The 22,521-nt window shown below is 61.2% G+C and carries 18 protein-coding genes and 1 pseudogene; 8 read left to right on the top strand and 11 right to left on the bottom strand.

What is annotated here, in order from left to right:
* Nucleotides 1-216: 216 nt before the first annotated feature.
* From panP to LDO29_RS09510, 4 genes are all read left to right on the top strand, one after another.
* Nucleotides 217-1,875, top strand: a complete 1,659-nt coding sequence (gene panP, locus LDO29_RS09525; protein ID WP_318035500.1) for a pyridoxal-dependent aspartate 1-decarboxylase PanP — start codon at nt 217-219, stop codon at nt 1,873-1,875.
* Nucleotides 1,876-2,452: 577 nt separating this feature from the next.
* Entirely contained in the window at nt 2,453-2,779 is a 327-nt protein-coding gene (locus tag LDO29_RS09520; protein WP_224079614.1) for a hypothetical protein, read from the top strand.
* Nucleotides 2,780-3,207: 428 nt separating this feature from the next.
* On the top strand, nt 3,208-4,269 hold the full coding sequence (locus tag LDO29_RS09515; RefSeq protein WP_224079534.1) for a patatin-like phospholipase family protein: 1,062 nt from the start codon (nt 3,208-3,210) through the stop codon (nt 4,267-4,269).
* Between the two features lie 105 nt (nt 4,270-4,374).
* Complete coding sequence (locus LDO29_RS09510) at nt 4,375-6,390, top strand: acyl CoA:acetate/3-ketoacid CoA transferase (protein ID WP_224079533.1); 2,016 nt, start codon at nt 4,375-4,377, stop codon at nt 6,388-6,390.
* A 27-nt stretch (nt 6,391-6,417) separates the two neighbouring features.
* Here LDO29_RS09510 and LDO29_RS09505 read toward each other — a convergent pair whose 3' ends face one another.
* Nucleotides 6,418-7,461, bottom strand: a complete 1,044-nt coding sequence (locus LDO29_RS09505) for an AraC family transcriptional regulator (protein ID WP_224079532.1) — start codon at nt 7,459-7,461, stop codon at nt 6,418-6,420.
* 285 nt (nt 7,462-7,746) lie between these two features.
* Between LDO29_RS09505 and LDO29_RS09500 the strand changes: the two genes are divergently transcribed.
* The 4 genes from LDO29_RS09500 to LDO29_RS09485 all read left to right on the top strand — a co-directional run bounded on the left by LDO29_RS09500 (nt 7,747) and on the right by LDO29_RS09485 (nt 10,535).
* On the top strand, nt 7,747-8,592 hold the full coding sequence (locus tag LDO29_RS09500; protein WP_224079531.1) for a TauD/TfdA dioxygenase family protein: 846 nt from the start codon (nt 7,747-7,749) through the stop codon (nt 8,590-8,592).
* A 68-nt stretch (nt 8,593-8,660) separates the two neighbouring features.
* Nucleotides 8,661-9,656 carry an NADPH:quinone reductase gene (locus tag LDO29_RS09495; RefSeq protein WP_224079530.1) on the top strand — a complete coding sequence of 332 codons (996 nt, stop codon included), beginning with the start codon at nt 8,661-8,663 and terminating at the stop codon, nt 9,654-9,656.
* A gap of 93 nt (nt 9,657-9,749) precedes the next feature.
* On the top strand, nt 9,750-10,316 hold the full coding sequence (locus tag LDO29_RS09490; protein ID WP_224079529.1) for an RBBP9/YdeN family alpha/beta hydrolase: 567 nt from the start codon (nt 9,750-9,752) through the stop codon (nt 10,314-10,316).
* A 60-nt stretch (nt 10,317-10,376) separates the two neighbouring features.
* Entirely contained in the window at nt 10,377-10,535 is a 159-nt protein-coding gene (locus LDO29_RS09485) for a hypothetical protein (RefSeq protein WP_224079528.1), read from the top strand.
* Nucleotides 10,536-10,656: 121 nt separating this feature from the next.
* Here LDO29_RS09485 and LDO29_RS09480 read toward each other — a convergent pair whose 3' ends face one another.
* The 10 genes and pseudogenes from LDO29_RS09480 to LDO29_RS09430 form a co-directional block, all read right to left on the bottom strand.
* A complete protein-coding gene (locus LDO29_RS09480; RefSeq protein WP_224079527.1) occupies nt 10,657-11,646 on the bottom strand; it encodes a Bug family tripartite tricarboxylate transporter substrate binding protein in 990 nt (329 codons plus the stop codon).
* Between the two features lie 202 nt (nt 11,647-11,848).
* The gene (locus LDO29_RS09475; RefSeq protein WP_224079526.1) at nt 11,849-12,916 is read right to left on the bottom strand and encodes a BKACE family enzyme; all 1,068 of its coding nucleotides are present in this window, start codon (nt 12,914-12,916) and stop codon (nt 11,849-11,851) included.
* A 70-nt stretch (nt 12,917-12,986) separates the two neighbouring features.
* Nucleotides 12,987-13,967 carry a quinone oxidoreductase family protein gene (locus LDO29_RS09470; protein WP_224079525.1) on the bottom strand — a complete coding sequence of 327 codons (981 nt, stop codon included), beginning with the start codon at nt 13,965-13,967 and terminating at the stop codon, nt 12,987-12,989.
* 506 nt (nt 13,968-14,473) lie between these two features.
* On the bottom strand, nt 14,474-15,952 hold the full coding sequence (gene ltrA / locus LDO29_RS09465; protein WP_224079524.1) for a group II intron reverse transcriptase/maturase: 1,479 nt from the start codon (nt 15,950-15,952) through the stop codon (nt 14,474-14,476).
* 356 nt (nt 15,953-16,308) lie between these two features.
* Nucleotides 16,309-17,466 carry a porin gene (locus LDO29_RS09460; RefSeq protein WP_224079523.1) on the bottom strand — a complete coding sequence of 386 codons (1,158 nt, stop codon included), beginning with the start codon at nt 17,464-17,466 and terminating at the stop codon, nt 16,309-16,311.
* A gap of 123 nt (nt 17,467-17,589) precedes the next feature.
* Nucleotides 17,590-17,769: an SDR family oxidoreductase gene (locus tag LDO29_RS09455; protein ID WP_224079522.1), complete on the bottom strand. Its 180-nt coding sequence runs from the start codon at nt 17,767-17,769 to the stop codon at nt 17,590-17,592.
* A gap of 8 nt (nt 17,770-17,777) precedes the next feature.
* A pseudogene (locus LDO29_RS09450) lies at nt 17,778-18,044 on the bottom strand (3-keto-5-aminohexanoate cleavage protein); the annotation flags it as partial.
* Between the two features lie 888 nt (nt 18,045-18,932).
* Nucleotides 18,933-19,583, bottom strand: coding sequence for a 3-isopropylmalate dehydratase small subunit (gene leuD, locus LDO29_RS09440; RefSeq protein WP_224079521.1), 651 nt, complete (start codon nt 19,581-19,583; stop codon nt 18,933-18,935).
* A 162-nt stretch (nt 19,584-19,745) separates the two neighbouring features.
* Entirely contained in the window at nt 19,746-21,143 is a 1,398-nt protein-coding gene (locus LDO29_RS09435) for an MFS transporter (protein ID WP_224079520.1), read from the bottom strand.
* Between the two features lie 67 nt (nt 21,144-21,210).
* The gene (locus LDO29_RS09430; protein ID WP_224079519.1) at nt 21,211-22,299 is read right to left on the bottom strand and encodes a porin; all 1,089 of its coding nucleotides are present in this window, start codon (nt 22,297-22,299) and stop codon (nt 21,211-21,213) included.
* Nucleotides 22,300-22,521 lie beyond the last annotated feature (222 nt).

The following is a 22,521-nucleotide window of genomic DNA, read 5'->3' as shown; positions in this document are numbered from 1 at the left end:
GACGTCGTCGTCGCCGTCACCACCTGGCTTGCGCGCAATGCCGACCGCGCGGCGACGCTGGTCACCTACCGGCGCCGTAGAACCGAGCCAGCGGCGACTGCAGTGGCGCGTGCGGCAGTGGGCCCAAGTCACTGACTGGGTCACGACCCGTGGGTCATCCCGTCCGATCCGGCATAATGCCCAGCGCACCATGGCGGCACTAGATTGAAATGGGTAATGCAAATGAAGCCGGACATCTCTCACGATAAGATCTCACAAAGCACGGACGGGGGCGACGACTGCCCCTTGCGCTGGTTCGACGCGGATCGCGGCTCATTCGAATCGCTCGAACAATGGATCGCGGAGCATCCGGCGGATTTCTTTGCTGGCGAGCGCTTTGATCCGGTTGGCGCGTGCGCCACACGCGAGGCTGTGTTCACGTCGGTTGAGCTACCCGAGACTCCGGCATCGCCGCAAGCGCATGCCAATCATCTGCTCAACGACGTATTCCGGCACGTGATGCCCGTGGCATCGCCAACTTTCGTCGGACACATGACGTCATCGCTGCCGTCATTCATGCCTTCGCTGGCCAAGGTGGTGGCAGCGCTGAACCAGAACGTCGTGAAGCTCGAGACGTCGGGCGCGCTGACGGGGCTCGAGCGTCAGGTCATCGGCATGCTGCACAAGCTGGTGTTTGCCCGGGACAGCGCGTTCTATGCGAGATGGCTGCACGATGCCGACCACGCGCTCGGCGCGATCTGTTCTGGCGGCACGGTCGCCAACCTCACTGCGTTATGGGCGAGCCGCAACAATCTGCTAGGTGCGCGTGATGGCTTCGCCGGCATCCATCGTGCCGGAATGGTGGCTGCGCTGCGCCATTACGGCCATGACGGGCTCGCGATCGTCGTCTCGGAGCGCGGCCACTATTCGTTGCGCAAGGCAGCCGATGTCCTTGGCATCGGGCGCGACAATCTCGTGCCGGTTGGGGTCGACGCAGACGGCCGCATGCGCATCGACCTGCTGCGCGACGCCCTGCGTGACCTGCAGCAGCGCAACATCCGGCCGATGGCGATCGTCGGCATTGCGGGGACGACGGAGACGGGCGCGGTCGATCCGCTCGACGCGATCGCGGATGTTGCTCAGGAGGCCGGCTGCCATTTCCACGTGGATGCCGCATGGGGCGGCGCAACGCTGTTGTCGGAGCGCGAGCGCTGGCGCTTCGCGGGCATCGAGCGGGCCGATTCCGTCGTCATCGATGCGCACAAGCAGTTCTATGTGCCGATGGGCGCCGGCATGGTGCTGTTCCGGAGCCCGGCGTGGACGCAGGAAATCATCCAGCACGCCAACTACATCGTGCGCAAGGGCTCGGTGGACCTGGGGCGCCATACCCTCGAAGGGTCGCGCGGCGCGGCGGCAGTCATGCTCTATGCGAACTTTCATCTGCTCGGTCGCAAGGGGTTGGCGCAGTTGATCGAACGTAGCATCGATAACGCGCACTACTTTGCCTCCCTGATCGCGCAGCAGCCGGATTTCGAGCTCGATAGCCATCCGCAGCTTTGCATCCTGACCTATCGCTATGTGCCTGAGACCGTGCGTGCCGCCTTGGCAACGGCTTCGGCGGACAGGCGCGAGAAGATCTTGGATGCGCTGGATGCACTGACCATCAGCATCCAGGAAATGCAGCGCGATGCCGGCCGCTCGTTTGTCTCGCGCACGCAGTTGACGTCGACACAGTGGGGCGGGCGCCCGATTGCCGTTTTCCGCGTGGTGCTGGCCAACCCGGATACGACGCATGCCATCCTGCAGGATATCCTCGACGAACAGCGCACGCTTGCGGCGTCCAGCCCATGCATGGCACCACTGATGGCGCTGGTGGCGGGGCCGGAGGCAGCGTGAATCGTTTGCAGCTGGCGGGCGCCATTCGGCGGAAGACCGGGTCTTGCCGGTAACGACCGACTACCGTCGTTGACATTATTTCGTGCACGTGAAACTACAACCGGCATGGGTGGTCGACCTCGCGCGAGACGAGGCGATGGCATTGTCCCTTCTCTACATGGCCGATGCCGAGTCGCCGGCCGCCATGAAGTTTCGAGAGGTCGCCGTCCAGACCGCGCTGGGGGGCGATTAGTTGCACGCAGCCTGGCTTGTTAAGCAAGCGGCATTAGCCTTGCTTATACCAGACGATACCCCGTAGCCGAACTGCAAGATCTGAAGACGGGCCACATCAGGGAATTGCGCTTGCAGCGCCAGGCGGCTGTCATGGATACCCCAACGCATGAGCCCGGCAGACACATCGGAATTGGACGAGCGATGATGGCCTAAACTAGATACCCGTCTTTCGCGTGCTCGGGTGCCGCATTGACGCAGCGCAACATCGTTGACAGCCGATCAGAGCAGGCGAATGGCAATGGCACAGGCAACATACGGCATTTGCTGCCTGAATCGTCTGAAACTGATGTTCAAAGGGGGCATCATGTTGCAAGCCAGTGAAATACAGAAGCGTTTTACCCATCTGCAGCAAACTGTCAGCGAGGCATCACGGATCTGTCACTCTGACGCGACCCTTCCGAAAGACTTGATGAGCTGGATGGACGAGCTCGACAAGGAGTGCCAATCGGCAACGCGGGTCATGTCGTCCCGGGATGAGGACAGAATCCGGCAATGCGTCGATGATCTCGAGCGGATCGGCGATCGTGCGGAGCGCGCCTGCGAACAGGCCGGCAGTCTCGACGCCAAGGTCAAGGATGCCGTCAGTTCGATGCATACCGAACTTTCCGACCTGAAGCGTCAACTGCATTGACCTATCTGACAGCCCCGGTCCGACGCGCCGGGGCTGTCTGCATCGCGGCCCTGTGACCGAGATGGATAGTTTGGGAGCGCGATGCGATGAAATTGGCCGGGTCACTGTTACGTCTCACCGCGATATGTCTGACCGTGATCGCAGGACAGGAGTCGCCATCTTCCGGAACCGTCTTATCTGTTTCCCTGAGAAAGCTGAAATCGACGACCTTGCTTCCGACGAGCTTCGCGGCTGGCGGCGACCAAGGCTTTTCGGGGACTCGTCGTCAAACCCGCCGGAGGCGGGTGCGCGCGACCATCATCTTTCACGGCAATGCAGGGCACGCCAGTCAGTGTTCGTTCCATGTCGCGGAACTTACCTCTGCGGCAGCGAGCAGCATGTAGCCGTATGTCGCAGTTGTTCTCAGTCGGAAGAATGAGGGTCGCGATATGTCTGCCAACCCGGGAACGCACCATGCAGGCGAGGCCAAGGCCCTCCTGAAGCCCATCACCCTCGCATTGCAGGGCGGGGGCGCTCATGGCGCCTTTGCCTGGGGCGTACTTGACCGCCTGCTCGAAGACGAACGGCTCACCATCGAAGGCGTGAGCGCCACCAGCGCCGGTGCAATGAATGCCGTGGTGCTTGCCTACGGCCTGCTCAAGGGTGGGCCGCCTGGCGCGCGTGCCGCGCTGCACAACTTCTGGCAAGACGTCTCCGGCACCGCGCGGATCTACAGCCCGTTCCGCAAACTGCCATGGGAGATCTGGATGCGTAGCGGCTATGGGCTCGACAACTCGCCGATGTACCTGCTGACGGACCTTATGCTGCGCGTGCTCTCCCCCTACCAGTTCAATCCTTTCGACTTCAACCCGCTGCGCGACGTTCTTGCCCATCATGTCGATTTCGACGCCCTGAGCCGGGAGTGCCCGATCCAGCTCTACCTGTGCGCAACCAATGTCGAGACCGGCAAGGTGCGTCTGTTCTCGCGCGAGGAAATCTGTCTGAAGGCGGTGCTGGCCTCGGCCTGCCTGCCGTCCCTGTTCCGGGCCGTGGAGATCGACGGCCAGCACTATTGGGACGGCGGCTACGTCGGCAACCCCGCCATCTTCCCACTGATCTATCACTGCGCCACGCGGGATGTGGTGATCGTCCATATCAACCCGATCGTTCGCAAGGGCGTGCCGAAGACTGCGGCGGAGATTCTCAATCGCATCAACGAAGTCAGCTTCAATTCTTCGTTGATTCGCGAGCTTCGTGCGATCAGCTTCGTCACCACCCTTATCCAGGACGGCAAGGTAGACCGGGCCGAGATGAAGGAAATGCTGATCCACGCCATTCGCTCGGACCAGACCATGGCGGCACTCGGCGTATCCAGCAAGTTCAATGCCGACTGGGACTTTCTTTGCCACCTGCGCGACCAGGGGCGCTATGAGGCCGAGCATTGGCTGGCGCAGAACTACAGCGCAATCGGCGAACGCTGCAGCGTCGATTTGCGCAAGGAATTCCTTTGATGAGTACTCACGCCTTCGCAGCCGGCGGTGCACTTTCGTGACACCGAGGAATCCCGGATCATGACTACGCCATGCCCCCACATCCAACACTCGCGAGGTGAGAAAATGAGCACGCAAGCAGGCTCGATTCGTCCATTGCTGGCCGTCCACTCGCGCGAGAATGGCAAACTCGTCTCGGCACGCGAAGCCGTGCGCCTGATCCGCGACGGCGATACCGTGGCGACCGGCGGCTTCGTCGGCATTGGCTTCGCGGAAGAAATCGCCATCGCCATCGAGGCGCTCTGCCTGGCGCAGGACGACGAGGCGCCTGTCAGCCTGACAAAGCCAGGCAACCTGACCCTGGTCTACGCCGCAGGACAGGGAGACGGCAGGGAACGGGGCCTGAACCATCTCGCGCTGCCCGGCCTGGTGAAGCGGGTGATCGGCGGGCACTGGGGCCTGGTGCCAAAGCTCCAACAGCTCGCGGTCGGCAACCAGATCGAAGCCTACAACCTCCCGCAGGGCGCGATCACCCATCTGTTCCGCGATATCGCGGCCGGAAAGCCGGGGCACCTCTCGCGCGTCGGACTAGGCACCTTCGTCGATCCTCGCTTTGGCGGCGGCAAGCTGAACGAGCGCACCACCGAGGATCTGGTCGAACTGATGCGCATCGGTGATGAGGACTACCTCTTCTACAAGGCCTTCCCGATCAACGTCGCAATCGTGCGTGGCACCACGGCCGATCCGGACGGCAATATCACCATGGAGCGCGAAGCCCTGACGCTGGAAGCCCTGGCAATCGCCATGGCCGCGCACAACTGCGGCGGCCTGGTGATCGTGCAGGTGGAGCGCATCGCCGAACGGGGCTCGCTCAATCCGCGCCAGGTGAAGATCCCCGGTGTGCTGGTGGACTGCGTGGTCCTGGCGCAAGCCGAAAACCACCAGCAGACCTTTGCCACCCCTTACAATCCGGCCTTCTCCGGTGAAGTCCGCGTGCCGGTGAGCAGCGTGGCACCGATGCCAATGAGCGAGCGCAAGGTGATCGCCCGGCGCGCGGCGATGGAACTCAAGCCGAACAGCGTGGTGAATCTCGGCATCGGCATGCCGGAAGGCATCGCCAGCATCGCCAATGAGGAAAGGATCCTTGACCTCATGACCCTCACTGCGGAGCCCGGCGTGATCGGCGGCATCCCTGCCGGAGGGTTGAACTTTGGTGCGGCAATCAATCCGCACGCGATCATCGACCAGCCCTATCAGTTCGACTTCTACGACGGCGGCGGACTCGATCTCGCCTTCCTTGGGCTGGCGCAGGCCGATCGCATGGGCAACCTGAACGTATCCAGGTTCGGACCGCGCCTGGCCGGCGCCGGTGGCTTTATCAACATCAGCCAGAATGCAAAGAAGGTTGTATTCGTCGGCACCTTCACGGCGGGCGGCGGCGAGTTCTCCGTCGTCGACGGCCAGCTCCAGATCCATCGCGATGGCCTCGCAAAGAAGTTCGTCCAGGAAGTGGAGCATCGCACGTTTTCCGGCCCTCACGCGGCGGCGGCCCTCAAGCCGGTCCTCTACATCACCGAGCGTTGCGTATTCGAACTGGGCGCGCACGGCCTGGAACTCATCGAGATAGCACCGGGCGTCGATCTGGAGCGCGACATCCTTGCCAAGATGGACTTCGCGCCGATCGTGCGCTCGCCTGCCCTGATGGATGCGCGGATCTTCAGCCCTGAGCCGATGGGGCTGCGCGCGGACGTGTTGCGCCTGCCACTGGAAGCACGCGTCAACTACGACGAAGAAAAGAACATCCTGTTCCTGAATTTCGAGCAACTCGAGGTGAAGTGCCCAGAGGACATAGCCGCGATCCGAGCGCAGGTTTGCCGCGTCTGCGACCCACTGGGCCACAGGGTCTATGCCGTCGTCAACTACGAAGGTTTTGTCCTTGACCGCAGCGTGGAGGACGCCTACGTCGAAATGATCGAGGAAATGGTGCGGCGCTTTTATATCGGCGTGACCCGCTTCACCACCAGCGCCTTCATGCGCGCCAAGCTGGGTGACACCCTCGCCCGACGCGGGCTCGCTCCCTATGTCTATGAGACCGAGGCCGAGGCGAAGGCATACTTGCACGATCAGCCGGAAAGCCACTGATGCGGACAAACTTGGCTTCCACCAGGATTACGCTGTGCTCTCCGGCGAAGGTGCTGCCTGTCGGCGCACGGTGCCGCTTGCGGCGCGGCTCTCCTTGGGGCTGCAGCCGAATTGCGCGTGATACCAGCGCGAGAATCCGCTTGGTGCGGAAAAACCGAGCAGGGTCGCCACTTCAGTCAACGGACGATCGCTCTCCATGACATAACGCGTCGCGAGCTCTGTGCGGATTTCGTTAACGATCGACGAGAAGCTCTGCCCCTGTTCCGCCAGCCGGCGCTGCACCGTGCGGTTTACCACGCCCATGTGTTCGGCCACCTGCTCGATACTGCAGCGCCCACTGGGCAACAGCAGCGGGATCGTGCGCCGCACGTCCTCAAGCATTGACGCCTGCTGCGACCTGGCAGACTCGTCTATCAGACGCTGCGCGTAGCGCGCCATAGCCGGGTCGGCCCATGGATTGCGGGCATCCACATCGGCCTTCGCGCAGATGATGCCGTTGAAGTCGCAATCGAATTCGACGTAGCGGCCAAAAAACCGGTGGTGCGTACCGAGATCGCGCGGCGCCGAGTGCTCAAAGCATACGCGCTGCGGCTGCCAGTCGGGCCTGAGGAGCTGGCGTATCAACCGCACCATTACCCCTAGCGCCAATTCAACCCTTTGGCGGGTTGGCTGATGCGCGTTGCCAGCGATCAGCGCTTCGCGAATGATGACCCGTTCGCCACATTCCTCGACCGCCAGCGACTGTGCACCGTTGAGCATCGACTGGTAGCGCATCAGCATGCCAAGCGAGTCGCGCAGCGTTGCCTGGTCGCGGATCAGCATTCCTACCGCCCCAAGATTCGACAGCAGGCGCGATTCGGCCATGCACAACCCGAAACTCTCGTTGCCCGACATGGTTGCGGAGGCTTGCAGCAGGCGTCCGAAACGCTCGACAGGAATCATAAGGTCCGGCTCGTTAAGTACGCTCGGACTTATCCCTGCGTCAATCATCATCCGCACCGGGTTCAGCCCGGCGGCATGTGCAACCTCGCTGTAGTTGGTGAGTGCCGCAGCACGGACAAGTAACGACATCGGGGACTACGCAGAAAGTTGACGCCTCATGATAAATGCCTGTCACGCATTGTCAATCGAGAGTAACCCGCTACGCTCATCCTCTTGATGCCCCTGAATGCCCGCGGCAACGGTAATACCATGTTTCCCGCGTCTGCAGCTTGCTGTCGTGAAAAGCCAAGTTCAAGGCGTACACGGCAAAGCGTGAAAAGTCACCAGGCAGGATGATCCGAAAGTGCATATCGGGAATCGGCCGAACGTGATGCAGCGTTCCCTGCACTCGACAAAACTGTAGGAGACATGGATATGAAGATCAGGCAGATCACCCCCGCCATCGGGGCCGAGATTTCCGGCGTTAACCTCGGCGAGGCGGCGCGCGATCCTGCGCTCTTCGCGGAGATAAGGGCCGCACTGCTCAAGCACAGGGTCCTCTTCTTTCGCAAGCAGGAGATCACCCGCGCCGATCACGTGGCCTTTGCAAGCGGCTTTGGCAAGCTGGAAGACCATCCAGTCGTCGGCAGTGTTCCCGACTATCCGGGCCTGGTGAAGGTCTACCGGAGCGACAACCCGCACAGCTACGAGAACAGCTATCACTGCGACGGCCTCTGGCGCCAGAATCCGGCCATGGGCGCAGTGCTGCGCTGCATCGAATGCCCCGAGATCGGCGGTGACACCATCTGGGTGAACATGGTAAAGGCGTACGAGGAGCTGCCGGAGGAGATCAAGACGAAGATCGACGGCTTGCGCGCCAGGGCCAGCATCGAGCACAGCTTCGGCGCGGTCATGACGCCGGAAGACCGCGCAAAGCTCGCCCAGGATCATCCACCGGTGGAGCATCCGGTGGTACGCACCCACCCGGAGACCGGAGAGAAGATCCTGTTCGTCGGCGCCTCGTTCACGACGCACTTCACCAACTACAGCACGCCGGCAAACGTGCGCTACGGCATCGACAAGTCGCCAGGCGCCTCCCTGCTGCTCAACTACCTGACCAGCCGTGCCACCATTCCCGAATACCAGGTGCGCTGGGCATGGCAGGAGGGTGATGTCGCGGTCTGGGACAACCGCAGCACGCAGCACTACGCAGTCAACGACTACTTTCCGGCACCGCGCAAGCTGGAGCGTGCCGGCATCGTAGGCGATATCCCCTACTGATTCGCGAGCAGGCCGGCAACTTTGCAGAATCACTTGCTGCTCCGCACGCACAACTTTGCAAGGGCATCGTGAAAGCGATCTGGTATGACAAACAGGGGACGGCCGATGAGGTGTTGGAATTCGGCGATCTGCCCACCCCGCAACCGGCGCCCGGCGAAGTTCGCGTGCGACTCCACGCGTCGGGGGTTAACCCGGCAGATGCAAACCGGCGAGCGGGACGCATGCATGACGGCATGGAGTTCCCGCGCATTATTCCGAACAGCGATGGCGCGGGTGTGATCGACAGGGTTGGGAACGGCGTCGATCACAGCATGCTCGGCTCGCGAGTCTGGCTGCATTTCGGACAGCGAGGGCGCCCTTTTGGTACCGCGGCGGAATACATCTGCCTTCCGTACGAGTTGGCAGCACCGCTGCCGGAACACATGGACTTCGCGCAAGGGGCATGCCTGGGCATACCAGCGATGACCGCCTATAGCAGTCTGTTTCAGCGTGGACCGATCAGGGGAAAGTACGTCCTGATTACCGGCGGTGCGGGGGCCGTTGGGCACTATGCAGTGCAACTCGCCAAATGGGGAGGTGCGCATGTCATAGCCACCGTCAGCTCTGGGCCCAAGGCCGCCCACGCCAGGATCGGCGGCGCCGATACAGTGATCGACTACACCGCACCCGATGCCGCGCACCAGATTCTCGATGCCACCGGGGGACGAGGCGTCGATCACATTGTCGATGTCAATGCAGCCGACAATGCAAGGCTTTGCCTGCAGGTCGCCGCCAATCATGCGCAATGGATTTCGTATGCCGCCGGTAGTCCCCGCGAGCCGGAACTTCCTCTGGTCGCGCTGATTCGCAAGAATCTCTGCCTGCAGGGGCTCTACCTGCCTGGGTTGCCCTACGAGACGCGCTGGATAGCCCAGGAGGGATTGTCGCGCTGGATGAACGACGTCCCGGATGCCATTCACGCTATCGACAGCGTCTTCAACTTGCGAGACACCGTGAAAGCCCATCTGGCTGTCGAAGCGGGCACAAAGTTGGGCACCGTTGTTGTCAGCTGTGACACGGAATAGCACATACGGTCGCCCTTGGCAGGTTGTCGAATTACGCGCCGACACCTCCAAAGGGCTGGCGAGTCTTAAAACCAAACGAGGAGACTGAAACTCATGACACACGGAAATCAGCCAACGGTAGTGATCGTCCCTGGCTTGCGCGATCATATGCCGGAGCACTGGCAATCGCTCCTGGCAGAGCGCTTGCAGCAGCAGGGACGAGCGGTGCGCATCGTGCCTCAGATTGATCAGGACAAAAGGTTGCGCAGGGCCAGGGTGGCGAACCTTGAGCGTGTCGTAAGTGACATTGCAGGGCCGGTCATCCTCGTTGCCCATAGTGTGGGCTGCCTGATCACGGTTCACTGGGCACAGGAGACGAAGCATGCCGTGCAGGGTATGCTGCTTGCCGCGCCGGTCGACTACGAAAGCCCGCTGCCAGCCGGATACAAGGACCCGCAGGCACTGGCGGATGAGGGCTGGACCCCGATTCCGCGGCATCTGCCGTTCCCGAGCATCGTGGTTGCGAGCCGCAATGACTCGTTCGGCAAGTTCGAACGAATCCGTGAACTGGCGCTGGCCTGGGGCAGCCGGTTCGTCGATGCCGGCGAGGTGGGGCATCTCGGACCGGCAGATGGCTATGGAACGTGGCCGCTGGCAGAGGAACTGGTTCAGCAACTCTGAGCGGGAGCGACACCGCTTTCGCGAGACACGCGCGTAGCAGGTGATGGGGCCAGCGCCGATATGGAAGCCATTGCCATCGGAAGGGACACCATTGGTCGAATGGTCGAGGCGCAAGACATCGCTCGCGTGGTGACCTTCCTCGCATCCCCGTTGAGTATCGCCATCAACGGGGACGCTATTGAAATCGGTGGCGGCAGTCCAGGCATCATCCGCTATTGATGGCGACAAGTTGGATCAGGGAACGGCTCTTGAGGCAGGCCTAAACCCAGGGGGGTTGTGACACCTCCACGCACTTGGTCAGGCGGTGCTTTGCCTGACCTTCATTTCTGCCCCTCCTGACTTACTGATCGAGCCGGATCCCTGCATCGGAAGCGATCTTCGACCAGACCTGCAGATCATGGCTGACCGTTTCGCCGAACTGGTCCAATGTCTTCACAGGCGGCGGCGCAAAGTTCATGGCTTTCATCATGGTTGCGAGCTCAGGGGACCTCTGGACCTTGGTGACTTCATCGGCCAGCCTCCTCACGATTGCAGGGTTGGTTCCTGCCGGCGCAAACATGCCGAACCAGCCCACCGCATCGAACTTATAGCCCTGTTCACCCATGGTCTTGACATCCGGGAACTGCGGTGCGTGCACATTGCCGGCAATGGCAATGGCGCGAACCTTCCCTGAACGAAGGAAGGGGACCGGCGCGCCTGGATCGGTCCAACCGATCTTCACGACACCTGAGGAAAGGTCAGTCAATAGCTGTGTCGAAGTTCGATACGCGACGTGATCGGTGTCCACGCCGGTCTGCTTCTTGAGCCATTCCATCATTAGCTGCCCTGTAGATCCCTGAGACCAGCTTCCATAGCTGTACTTGCCCGGATTCGCCTTCAGCAGGCTGATGAGTTCTGGCAGGTTGTGGACAGGCAGATCGTTGCTCACCAGCAAGAACACGCCCCCCTCAGCTGTCTCGGCAATTGGTACGAAGCTCTTCTTCGGATCAAAGGGGATGGTCTTGAGTACGGCCGGGGCGACGACCATATTCGATGCAGTGGTATAGAGGATCGTGTATCCATCGGCCGGCGCCTTGATAACAGCGTTCGCCGCAATGACTCCACCGGCGCCTGGCCGGTTGTCGACAACGACTGGCTGTTTCAAGGATGCCGAAAGGCGCTGCGCCATCACGCGTGCCATGGCATCGGTTCCTGACCCTGCCCCCGACGCCACGATCATCTGAATCGGGCGCGCGGGCCAGGGCTCCTGCGCCCACCCTGGGGCGCACAACGACAGTAGCGCTCCTGTGCCCAGCGTGACAGCAACCAGCTTTTTCATTTGAAATGCCATTGTCATCCTCCATGTACGTCGTTTGTTGCCGATCACTCGCCCTGCCCTCTTTCTATGTGCGTCGCCGTGCGGCAACGCCCATGACAAGGTCACGCAACCCGAGCAACGCCGGCACTTGGCACAGCGCAAAACGGGCCGCGTGAATCGTTGTCTGAGAACTGCATGAAACAAGGACGAGGTCAGCCGGCGGCGTTGGCTAGCGTCACGCCGCCAGATTCTCTTGCTTGCGCAGGAATCCCTGGTGGCCACCGTTACGGTTGGGCGCGAAGCCATTGGCCTGAAGCGTCTCTTCGACCGTGTCGTAGAAGACGCCAAGTTTCAGGATCTCTCGCGTCTGCTGCGCTGTCGCGATCGGTCGGCCAAATTCGCCGGCGATACGCACCAGTTGCTTGATCTGCTCGACGGTGCTCATCTTTCCCGTACGGGTCTGGTTCCAGAGGACATCCTCGATGCCGCACCGCACATGCAGGCCCAGAGCCATCCCGATCATATTGATGGGCAGCACATTCAGCACCGAACTCTCCACCGTCAGCACGGCGCCATCCGGCACAGCACGCAGCATGTTTGCCAGGTTGTAGATGTTCGCCTGGTCCATGCCACCGCTGATGGCCACCCAGTTCATCACCAGTGGCCCCTTGTAGACGCCGCGGCGAATCATCCGCTCAATCGTTTCAAAGCTGTTGATGTTGTAGCACTGGAACTCACTCTGGATTCCGGCGGCGGTCAGACGTCGGATATGCTCCTCGGCCCAACTGGGATTCGAGGGCACGATCATGTCCTTGTAGGTCTCATAAAGGTGCGGGAATCCGCGCGAAACCCCCTTGAAGTCATCCAGGCCAGCATGCTCCGTCACATTCATCTGCACCGTGTTGACGGTCACCGTCACCTGGTCAGGCTTCGGGTCGAGTTCGGCCAGCATATGCCGCGTGTCGTCGTCCAGCCATTTGGCACCTTGCCCCTCTTCAGGAGCGAAGCTGATAGAGCCCCCCACCTGGATGACCATTTCCGGGCAGGCGGCGCGCACGCCGGCGATCAGCTCATTGAACTTGGACAAGCGCTTGCTGCCCTTGCCGTCGGCTTCGCGCACATGCAGATGCAGCACCCTCGCACCGGCTTCGTAGCAATCCACCGCCTTCTGGATCTGATCCTCCATGGTGACGGGGATGTCTTCCGGGAAGTCTGAAGGAATCCAGCCCGGCGCATACGGAGCGGCGGTGATGATCAGAGGCTGTTGGTTCTCGGGATACAGGTGTCCGTCAAGGAAGTTCATGGTGATGGGTCTCCAGGATGATTTTTGAATATTGAGAATGTCGAACCAGATCGGATAGCTTTAGAAACTGTCACATCACGAAAATGGAAGAGCCGGTGGTCTTTCTAGCCTCGAGGTCCCGATGTGCCTGCACCGCGTCCTCCAGGGCGTATCGCTGATTGATCCCGATGCGAATGCGGCCTGCCGCCACGTGGCCAAACAGTTCGTCGACCAGTTCCGCCTTTTCGGCAGGATCGGCGATATAGTCGGCCAGGCCGGGGCGCGTCAGGTATGCCGAGCCTTTGCGGGCCAGAATTGCCGGATCGAACCCGGTGACCGGGCCGGAGGCGAAACCCACGCATACCAGCAGGCCGCGGCGCTTGAGCGAGTCCAGTGAGGACATGAAGGTGTCCTTGCCCACGCTGTCGAAGACCACGGACACGCCCACTCCGTCCGTCAGTTCCCGCACGCGCCTGGCCACGTCCTCATGGCTGTAATTGATCGTGTGATCACAGCCATGGGCGCGCGCCACTTCGGCCTTGGCATCGGTAGAAACCGTTCCGATCACGGTCAGCCCCAGCAGCTTGGCCCATTGCGAAATGATCAGGCCGGCACCACCCGCCGCGGCATGGAGCAGAATGGTGTCGCCCGCCTTGAAGGGGTAGATCCGGCGCATCAGGTAGGCCGCTGACAAGCCCCGCATGGTCATGGCCGCGGCGACCTCGCAACTGATTGCCTCCGGAAGCTTGATCAGCGGAGCGGCAGAGATCAGCCGCTCGGTGCTGTAGGCGCCCAGCGTGGGGGTAAAGCCCGTATAGGTCACGCGGTCGCCGATTGCCAGGTCGGTGACGCCGGCACCAACCGCCTCGATCACGCCAGCGGCTTCGTTGCCGATGCCGCTTGGCAGTGGGACCTGGTAAAGACCGCTGCGGAAGTAGGTGTCAGCAAAGTTCAGACCTACGGCCACGTGACGGAGGCGGACCTCCCCCGGCCCCGGCTCACCAACACTGGCGTCCTCAAAACGAAGGACGTCGGGCCCGCCTGTTTCGTAAAGCTTAACGACTTTCGCCATGTCGTCTCCTGTTCTCTTTCAGTTATGACCGTTCACCTGCGGCTTGCCGCTCGAGCTAGCCAAGGGACAACTGAATCATCTGGCCTGGCGCAACTTTCCGCTTTGCCATGCACGTCTAAAGCTTGTCCTTTTGCGACAAGGATTCGCCGGCAGCCGGCGTACGGGATCGCCGGCTGCAGTTCGAGCAGCAATGCCAGGCAGCTCCGTACACGTGCGCGGTCCGCCGCCAGTCGGAGGCATACTGAATTTGCGGGAGCTGGCAACGAGGCGTCGTGACCGACGTGTCTGCCCGGCGCATCGAAGGATGGCCGGCAAGTCATGCCGAGTGCGCGCGCCAGGGGCAAATGGGGAATCAACCCGGCGTGCCAGGCAACCGCCCTGGCCTCTGGCGCTCGTGAGTTCTGCAGGAGCCCTGTCGCTGGCTCCCCCAGGCATCGCGGTAGGAATGCCCATTACTGAGCACCCCCCGCACAGATCCGTACGAGCCCGATTCGGGCATACGGCTCCTACCTTGGGTGTTTGACGTCAAAGCGCCGGTCGGGCCATGGATGAAGGATTCGGGGTGGCGGGAGCCAGGCATCCGCGATCCGCTCGACCCGCGCCCACGTCATGTGATCCTTTTGGCTGCGGCGCCGGAGCGCACGCCGCCAGAGGTCCAGGACGTGGTGACGGAAAGCGCCGAGCGCTCGCGAATTTGTTGGTACTGCGTGGTACGCGAAGTATCCGCGCACCACTTGCCTGAGCCATTTTCCTTGCGCAGGAATCGGATCGTGCAAGCGCCGCCGCAAATCCTCCTTGATCTGCCTGAGCTTCGCCCGCATACGATCACCTCGGGTCTTCCGCTGCAACTGGAAGGCACCGCGCCGCGATCGTCCGCAGATAAAGATAAAGCCCAAGAAGGCGAAGGTCTCCGGCCGTCCAAGGCCTCGACTCTGGCGGTTGGCCGCTGCATTGCGACCAAACTCCAGTAGCCTCGTCTTGTCCGGGTGTAGCGCCAGCGAGAACTCCTCCAGCCTCTGTCGCATCGCGTCCCAGAAACGCCGCGCGTCAGCTTCGTGCTCGAAACCAACCACAACATCATCTGCGTACCGCAGAATAATGACGTTGCCTTTAGCTTCTCGCCGTCGCCACCGGTTGGCCCAGAGATCAAATACGTAGTGCAGATACACGTTCGCGAACAGTGGCGACGCCACCGAACCCTGCGGTGTACCTGTTTCACTGACGCTCAGCTCTCCATTCTCCAGAACGCCCGCCTTGAGCCATTTCCGCACAAGACGAATGATGCGCTCGTCGCCGATCCGATGCTCCATGAACCTAACCAGCCAGTCCTGGCTGACCGAGTCAAAGAAGCTGCGGATGTCGGCGTCTAAAATCCAGTTCACCGGGGTGCGGGTGATCGCCGTTGCCAACGCGTCCAACGCATCATGCTGACTGCGTCCGGGTCGGAATCCGTACGAGAAACCGAGAAAGTCTTCCTCGTAGATCGCATTTAGCACTTCAACCACCGCGCGCTGGACAATTTTGTCTTCCAGTGCGGCAATCCCCAATGGGCGCTGTTTGCCGTCCGGCTTGGGTATGTACTGCCGCCGAACGGGCAGTGCCCGATACGCTCCGCTCATTACTTGCGTGTGCAGGCGCTGGAGATGCTCATCCAGTCCCGCCTCGTAGTACCGCCACGTGAGGCCATCCACTCCTGGAGCCGCGTTGCGTTTGAGCGCATAAAACGACTCCCGAAGCCGGTCGACCGTGACGTGATGCAGCAGCGCGGTGAACCGCTCCTTCTTCCGCTGCCTTGCAGCTTGACGTACACGTTCCAGCCCCTGTTGCACGCTTGCCCGGTTCTGCGCCCGGCACGTGTTGGACTGACCCATGTTCCCCTTGGTCCCCGCCCTTCGCTCCACCCACCCCGCAGCCGATTTCCCGGCCTTGTTCGCAGGCTTCCTCGCTATTACGGCGGAGTCTGACTTCTCCCGTCCGTGCATCATCGGCTACGGCTCCTCGCCTTCCCGATGCGGACCAGTCCATGCTGCGACTGGCCAGACGAGAGATCTCCCGGTTCCCGCGCAAGGAGCGTCCGTGCGTGCCAGGGTCTTTGACCACGCCGGGTCGTCGAGGCGCTCGCGCTCACGCGCCTCTTCATGTTGCCTTCCGCGTTCTGAACCGCGTCGGCACCCGGAATGACACATCTATCGCGGCTCAATGGCTGGCCCGCACGCTCCCCTACCGACGCTTCGCCGACCACCTCGCGGTGACCTGCGCACGGCTCGGGGCCGATGTGGTTCGCTATTCCTTCATCGTAGTGGACTTGCACCACCTACTCCTTGCCGGTCTCCCGGCGCACTCAGAAAATGTGACGAATACCGACGGCAGCGCCAAACATCGACGTTTTGCCATTCGGGAGAGCGTAGCTGTTCAGCGTAAGACTGGTGGCAAAGTTACTCGCGGCCGATTCCATGGCCAGGCCTGCGTTCCTTGAATAGGCTGTGGTCAGATAAACGTCCGTACGCTTCGAGAACGCATAGTCGGCAATCAGGGCAATCTGCCAGGGATTGGCCATCCCGGTATTGCCACCGATGTTCTTTACATTCTGATAGTCGTACTCGAGCGTAAAGTCGAGCGCAGGGGAAAAGCGGTATTGCCCCCCGATCCAGTAGAAATCGTCGCGCAGGATGAGCGTACCGTTCTGGTTCTTGTTCTGGCCCCAGCGGTAGCCGCCCATTACCTTCGCTGTCTCGGCGACGGCATAGCTGGCCATCACAGCAGCCTTCTTGAAGGCACCATTGCCGGTGCCGATCGTCGGATTCCACTGGTCATAGGCGATACCCACCCCGAACGGCCCCGAAAGATAGCTCACGCCCGCACCATAGGCGGAATCCCGACGGAACTGCCCTGGCACCTCGCCATTGCCGCCCGCAGCCGGAACAGTCGGAGTGACTTGCGGAAGTGTTGTCCCTACGCCGAACGACCAGTTTGCCATGACCGTCAAGCCCCCGAACGTGCCCGTATACTTCGCGGCGTTGTCCTCGCGGAAGTTGCCACCGGCGATCACGCCAACCGGTTCATACTGCGTGGCGTATCGTGCCGGGATAAAGTTGGCCAGCGTGGAAAACATCGAATGGTATTGCCGGCCAAAGGTGACCTGCCCGTATTGCGACGCAAGGCCCGCGAACGCCTGGCGACCAAACAGACGCCCACCCTGCTGCATGGTGCCGGTATCGGAATTGAAGCCGCTCTCCAGGACAAAGACCGACTTCAGCCCGTTCCCCAGGTCTTCCGTGCCGCGAAGGCCCCAGCGAGAGCCGGAGTATCCACCGGCGTCCTCACGAATGACCTTTCCGCCCTGGCCGGGGTTGAAGTTATTGCTTGCCGACGGAACCGCTCCGACGTGATTGACATATTCGACGTTCACGTCGACCACGCCATACAACGTCACGCTGGATTGCGCCTGGACTGCTCCGCAGGCGCAGGCAGCCGCCAGGCCAATCATCGTCTTCTTCATTACGCTCTCTCCTCTACCCTTATTTGTTTGAATAATTCAGCCATCTCGCTCAACCGCCAGCACGACTTTCCTGCCACTGCATCTTTGCCAGACCGGTTGCCTCCCACGTAGCGGAAAGCATCACTACAAGGCAGTCTTCCCGCCGTTCACATGAAGGATCTGTCCCGTGATGTACACGGACTGCCCGGATGCCAGGAAGACGATCGCGTCAGCGACCTCTTCCGGCGTGCCGACGCGTCCGGCGGGAATGGTTTCGGCAACCGCCGCGATCCGATCCCTGCCGCCGGCAATGCGTCCGAGCATGGCGGTTTCAATCGGTCCTGACCTTCCCAAAGCGAATCCTCCAGGCCGACCCGGACGTTTCCGCCCATGGCAGCCACCATCGATGCAATCGGCATCTGGCTACAGCCGGCGCCAAGCACGGACCAGTAGTAGTCCTTGCCGAACAGACGCTCCGCGGTGCGGCGCATATCCATGACGTCCTCGGGATGTGTGCCGATGCCTCCGAGCAAGCCGAAAATGGACTGGATGAAGAACGGTGGCTTGAGAATGCCGCGGTCAATGAAGTGCGTTGTGGTTACGGGGACATCGAGGGGGTGTGGATGCCGCCCGTCACGGCACACGTGACGATGACCTTGCGCTGGGGTGCTGCCATGGTAGAGGTTCTCCGTTCGCTCGCTGAGGCATGAACTGCTTCATGCGACGGCGCGATGCTACGGAACATTGCCGTCCCTTGACGCGGCAGCCTTCCAAATGTCGCGAATTGGCAAGCAAGTGTCCAATCAAGACAAGCCTGCAAGCCGGGGGCGCCAAATACTCGTGTGCAAGACGTCGGGTGTTCAACTATCCGCAGCTTCACCAGACAGTGGGAGACGAACCTTGAAGATGGGGCAAATCACCCCCGGACGCAGCCTCGCCCATCCTGGAACAGCCTCGTACCGTCTTGGTGTTTCCCCGAGATTGTGCTGGCCATGCCTTAGCTTATTGAGCTTTCCCTATTTCACGACAACATCAAAGCAACCACCGTCATTCCCGCGAAGGCGGGAATCCAGCGTCTTACAAGTCCCCCGAAGGGGGACAAAAAGTCACTGGGTCCCCGCCTGCGCGGGGACGACGAATATTTTGCGTTGTCATGAATTCTGGAAACATCAATAATAATCGCGCCCTCTGCCTCCGTCGCGCAGGCGCAGTAAGGGATTGATTGCCCAGGATAAAAAGGAAATCCAGATGTTCCGCTCCATGAACTCCTGCTCGGAGAGCGCCCCCATCCTTCCAGAGTCTTGCCAGCTTCATGAGCAGCGACGCACCGAGAGCAAATTACTGCGTAAGCGCCTCGAGCAGGGCCAGATGAGCATCGAGGCAACGTTCGATGCGGCTACACACCTTGTCGCAGACCGCAAGCCAAGCACGCGTGCGTTCCACAACCCAGTGATGCGTAAGGCAGAGACACCACATTTGTTCCGATTTCACCGGACCACGCGATTGTTCAGCCACGGCATCTTTGCCACGCGCTCGGCTTCATACGCCTTGATCTTTTCGGCATGACGCAGGGTCAGGCCGATATCGTCAAAGCCGTTCAGCATGCAGTACTTGCGGAACGGGGCGATGTCGAAGTTGCAGGCCTCGCCACCTGGCGTGATCACGGCCTGCTTGTCCAGGTCGATGGTCAGCTTGTAGCCGTTGAAGGCATTGGTCTCGTTGAACAGGTGGTCGACCTGCAATTCGCTCAGCACCACCGGCAGCAGGCCGTTCTTGTAGCAGTTGTTGAAGAAGATGTCGGCAAAGCTCGGCGCGATCACGGCGCGGAAGCCGTATTGCGTGAGCGCCCACGGTGCATGCTCGCGCGAGCTGCCGCAGCCGAAGTTGCGGCGCGCCAGCAGGATCGACGCGCCCTGGTAGCGCGGCTGGTTCAGCACGAAGTCCGGGTTCAGCGGACGCTTGCTGTTGTCCATGCCGGGCTGGCCGCCATCCTTGTAGCGCCATTCGTCGAACAGGTTCGGGCCGAAGCCGGTGCGCTGGATCGACTTCATGAATTGCTTCGGGATGATGGCGTCGGTATCGACGTTCTCGCGGTCAAGCGGCGCCACGATGCCGCTGTGTACGGTGAACTTTTCCATTTCCCTTTCCCTACTTCTTCGCTGCGCGCTCGAGCACGCGGCCGGCGGCCTGCGTGCCCTTGCCCAGGCATGCCAGCGGTACGATCAGGGAATCGCGCCGCAAACGGAAGATCGGTGGTACAGAATTGAAGCTGCGATGCCGGCCCGCAATGAGTCTGCGCTTTACTTGCGAACCCCGTGGCTGCCATGCAGGTGCGTTGGTGAATGAACTGTCTGCTCTGCCGAGTCATGGCTGGGGCCAAACCGCATTTGATAAAGCACTGCCAGCACGGTCGAAATGACCGCCGCGACCAGGAATAATGCCGCAGCGGCATAGAACAGCTGGACCACCGGGAGGTGCATTGACAGCAGCAGGCCGCCGACAAGCGGACCTGCGACCGAGCCGATCTTCCCGATGGAAATCGCGGTTCCCACGCCAGCCGAACGGAACGCGGTCGGATAGATCATGCCGGCCACGGCATAGAGGCCATATTGCATGCCCACTACGCAGAATCCCGTCAGGAAGATCAACCACATGAGCCAGCCTTCGGACGAGCCGTGCCCAAGCATGGCGGCAACCGGGCAGCCAATCGCGGGCAGCGCAATAATGGCCAGCACACCATGCTTGTCGACAAAGCGGCAAAGTGCGAGGCCGCCGATCACGCCTCCGACTGAAAACATCGCTGTCACGATGCCGGCGCGCTGCGCTGGAACGCCCACCCCTTCCATAAGGATTGGCAACCAGTTCTGCAGGAAATAGAGCGCCATCGAATTGACGATGAAGACCACCCAGAGCAGTGGAGTGATTGCGCGCAACCCGTCGCCAAACAACTGCGTCAGGACGAATTTGCGCTTTTCCTGGGTTTCGCTCGCATAGAACGTAGCATCAGCGGGAAATGACATATCCGGACGCAGGCGGGCTACGAGCCTGCGGACAGTCTCGGTGGCGCGTTGCTGCACGACGAGCAGCTTGGCCGATTCCGGCAACACGAAGATCAGCAGCGCCGCTACCGCGAGTGAGCCGATGCCACCCACGACAAACATCACGGGCCAACCATAACGGTGAATCAACGCCGACGATACGATCCCGCCGGAGCCAGCACCGATCGAAAAGCCAGAGAACATCAGCGTGACCCAGGTAGCGCGCAGGCGCTTTGGCGCGTACTCGGCCACCAGCGCAACCGAGTTCGGAATCACGCCGCCCATGCCGATGCCGGCCAGGAAACGCAGCAACATCAGCGCGTTAAGCGAGGAAACCCACGCCGACGCAAGTGTGAGCGCGCCGAAGAATGCGCTGCCGATGATCAGTGCCTTCTTGCGCCCGAGGCGGTCGCCAAGATAGCCGAAGATGAATGAGCCAATCAGCGTGCCGAACAGTCCGGCGCCGAACACGGGGCCGAAGGCGGCACGCGACACCTGCCAGTCCTTGATAATGGCCGGCGCAGCAAAAGACACTGCCGTCTGGTCATAGCCGTCCATCAGCATGATCAGGAAGCACCAGAACAGAAGGCCGGCCGCGAACCGGCCCGGCTTCTGCCCTTCGGTCAGGGCCACGATGTCATAGGGCTGCTCTGCTCGCATTTGAGTTTCCATCAGTTGTTATCAGCGGACACTGTGCCCCGGCCTCCACGGCTGCGGCACACGATCGTCAGAAGTAGTGGTGAATGCCCACGCGCGCCACCACCTGCGTGTCCGTCGAGGACGCCGCATAGCCGAACTGCGCCGCGTTGGTGCCGGACGCGTGTTGCAGGCCTGCGCCGGCGTAGATCTCGGTGCGTTTGGAGAGATAGTGCGTCAGGAACAGGTTGTACTGCCTGAACGCCAGGCCCTCGAACGTCGAATAGGCGAATGAAGTCCCGAGGATATCAACGCCCTTCCCGCCACTGAGATCGGTGTTAACGCCGATCTGGTAGTTGTTCATATAGGCGTCACCCTGGCTGTTGGCCAGTCGCACGCGCGTGTAGGTGGCATGGGGCTTGAAGATCCTCGCCACTCGCACCATGCCACCGACCGCCACCGTGCTGTACTTGCTGGCAATGAACGGCACTCCCTGTTTCAGCGTCTGGCCGAGCAGCGACGTGAGGCCGAAGGTACCGAAGATGTCCGCAGTGCGGTCATGCGACATTGTGTATGACATCGCCACGCGCACATCGTCGTTGTCGTAGCGCGCACCAATGCTGTACTGCCGACCGGCGCCGAAGTCACCCGGCTTGCCGCCGAACGCGTTCATGAAGCCGAACTGGAAACCGTGGAGGTCCGCAGACTGATACTTTACCGCGCTGTTTAGCGCGTTCGTGTTGGCCAGCCCGTCGAGGTTTCCCGGCGAATAGAACGACGAGATGCCGGGCACGGCATTGTTGAGGCTGCCGACGTACTCGTACGTGTAGTCCGGGATACGACCAAAGCTGATGGCGCCCCACTGTTCATTGGCAAGGCCGAGGTAGGCCGCCCGATTGAAGAAGCTGGTCGGGTTGATCTGAGCGCCAGTGTCTGAGAGAAAGCCATTCTCGAGGCGCGCGAAGGCGGCATTGCCAGCGCCAAGCTCCTCCCGCAACAGGATCCCGAAGCGGTCCGGCTGGCGCTTGCCGGAAGACAGCTGGACGAGGCTATGGCCCTTGGAATTCGAGACATAGTCGATGCCCGCATCGATGCTGCCGTAGAGGGTGGTCACGCTCTGGGCCAAGGCAGGGCACGCCAGGCTCGCGAGCATGGGGAGGGCGCAGTATTTTGCTTTCAAAGTGTCTCCAGATTATCTTTTTTCTGCGTCCTGAAGGTAGCGGCCTCAGGGGGAGATGCGCTGCGACGGACGCTTTGTTCTTATAGCGGGGCCAGTGTAGCGAAGGACTCCACGCATTAGAAGCGACGATTATTTATCAACTCATAAGAGAAATCGAACATTCGATTTCGACGTCTTCGGCATTTACCGGAGTCTCAATTCACGTGATAACATTCGCGCCGT

The organism is Cupriavidus laharis (assembly GCF_914271435.1).
GTDB classification, from domain to species: Bacteria; Pseudomonadota; Gammaproteobacteria; order Burkholderiales; family Burkholderiaceae; genus Cupriavidus; species Cupriavidus laharis.
The sequence above is the reverse complement of the archived record's forward strand: the minus strand, read 5'-3'. Positions and strand labels throughout refer to the sequence as shown.

Bases quoted from the DNA above. Each gene is read 5' to 3' on its own strand.
- panP (WP_318035500.1), top strand. From the start codon at position 217: ATGCAAATGAAGCCGGACATCTCTCACGATAAGATCTCACAAAGCACG.
- LDO29_RS09520 (WP_224079614.1), top strand. From the start codon at position 2,453: ATGTTGCAAGCCAGTGAAATACAGAAGCGTTTTACCCATCTGCAGCAA.
- LDO29_RS09515 (WP_224079534.1), top strand. From the start codon at position 3,208: ATGTCTGCCAACCCGGGAACGCACCATGCAGGCGAGGCCAAGGCCCTC.
- LDO29_RS09510 (WP_224079533.1), top strand. From the start codon at position 4,375: ATGAGCACGCAAGCAGGCTCGATTCGTCCATTGCTGGCCGTCCACTCG.
- LDO29_RS09505 (WP_224079532.1), bottom strand. From the start codon at position 7,461: ATGTCGTTACTTGTCCGTGCTGCGGCACTCACCAACTACAGCGAGGTT.
- LDO29_RS09500 (WP_224079531.1), top strand. From the start codon at position 7,747: ATGAAGATCAGGCAGATCACCCCCGCCATCGGGGCCGAGATTTCCGGC.
- LDO29_RS09490 (WP_224079529.1), top strand. From the start codon at position 9,750: ATGACACACGGAAATCAGCCAACGGTAGTGATCGTCCCTGGCTTGCGC.
- LDO29_RS09485 (WP_224079528.1), top strand. From the start codon at position 10,377: ATGGAAGCCATTGCCATCGGAAGGGACACCATTGGTCGAATGGTCGAG.
- LDO29_RS09480 (WP_224079527.1), bottom strand. From the start codon at position 11,646: ATGGCATTTCAAATGAAAAAGCTGGTTGCTGTCACGCTGGGCACAGGA.
- LDO29_RS09475 (WP_224079526.1), bottom strand. From the start codon at position 12,916: ATGAACTTCCTTGACGGACACCTGTATCCCGAGAACCAACAGCCTCTG.
- LDO29_RS09470 (WP_224079525.1), bottom strand. From the start codon at position 13,967: ATGGCGAAAGTCGTTAAGCTTTACGAAACAGGCGGGCCCGACGTCCTT.
- ltrA (WP_224079524.1), bottom strand. From the start codon at position 15,952: ATGATGCACGGACGGGAGAAGTCAGACTCCGCCGTAATAGCGAGGAAG.
- LDO29_RS09460 (WP_224079523.1), bottom strand. From the start codon at position 17,466: ATGAAGAAGACGATGATTGGCCTGGCGGCTGCCTGCGCCTGCGGAGCA.
- LDO29_RS09455 (WP_224079522.1), bottom strand. From the start codon at position 17,769: ATGCTCGGACGCATTGCCGGCGGCAGGGATCGGATCGCGGCGGTTGCC.
- leuD (WP_224079521.1), bottom strand. From the start codon at position 19,583: ATGGAAAAGTTCACCGTACACAGCGGCATCGTGGCGCCGCTTGACCGC.
- LDO29_RS09435 (WP_224079520.1), bottom strand. From the start codon at position 21,143: ATGCGAGCAGAGCAGCCCTATGACATCGTGGCCCTGACCGAAGGGCAG.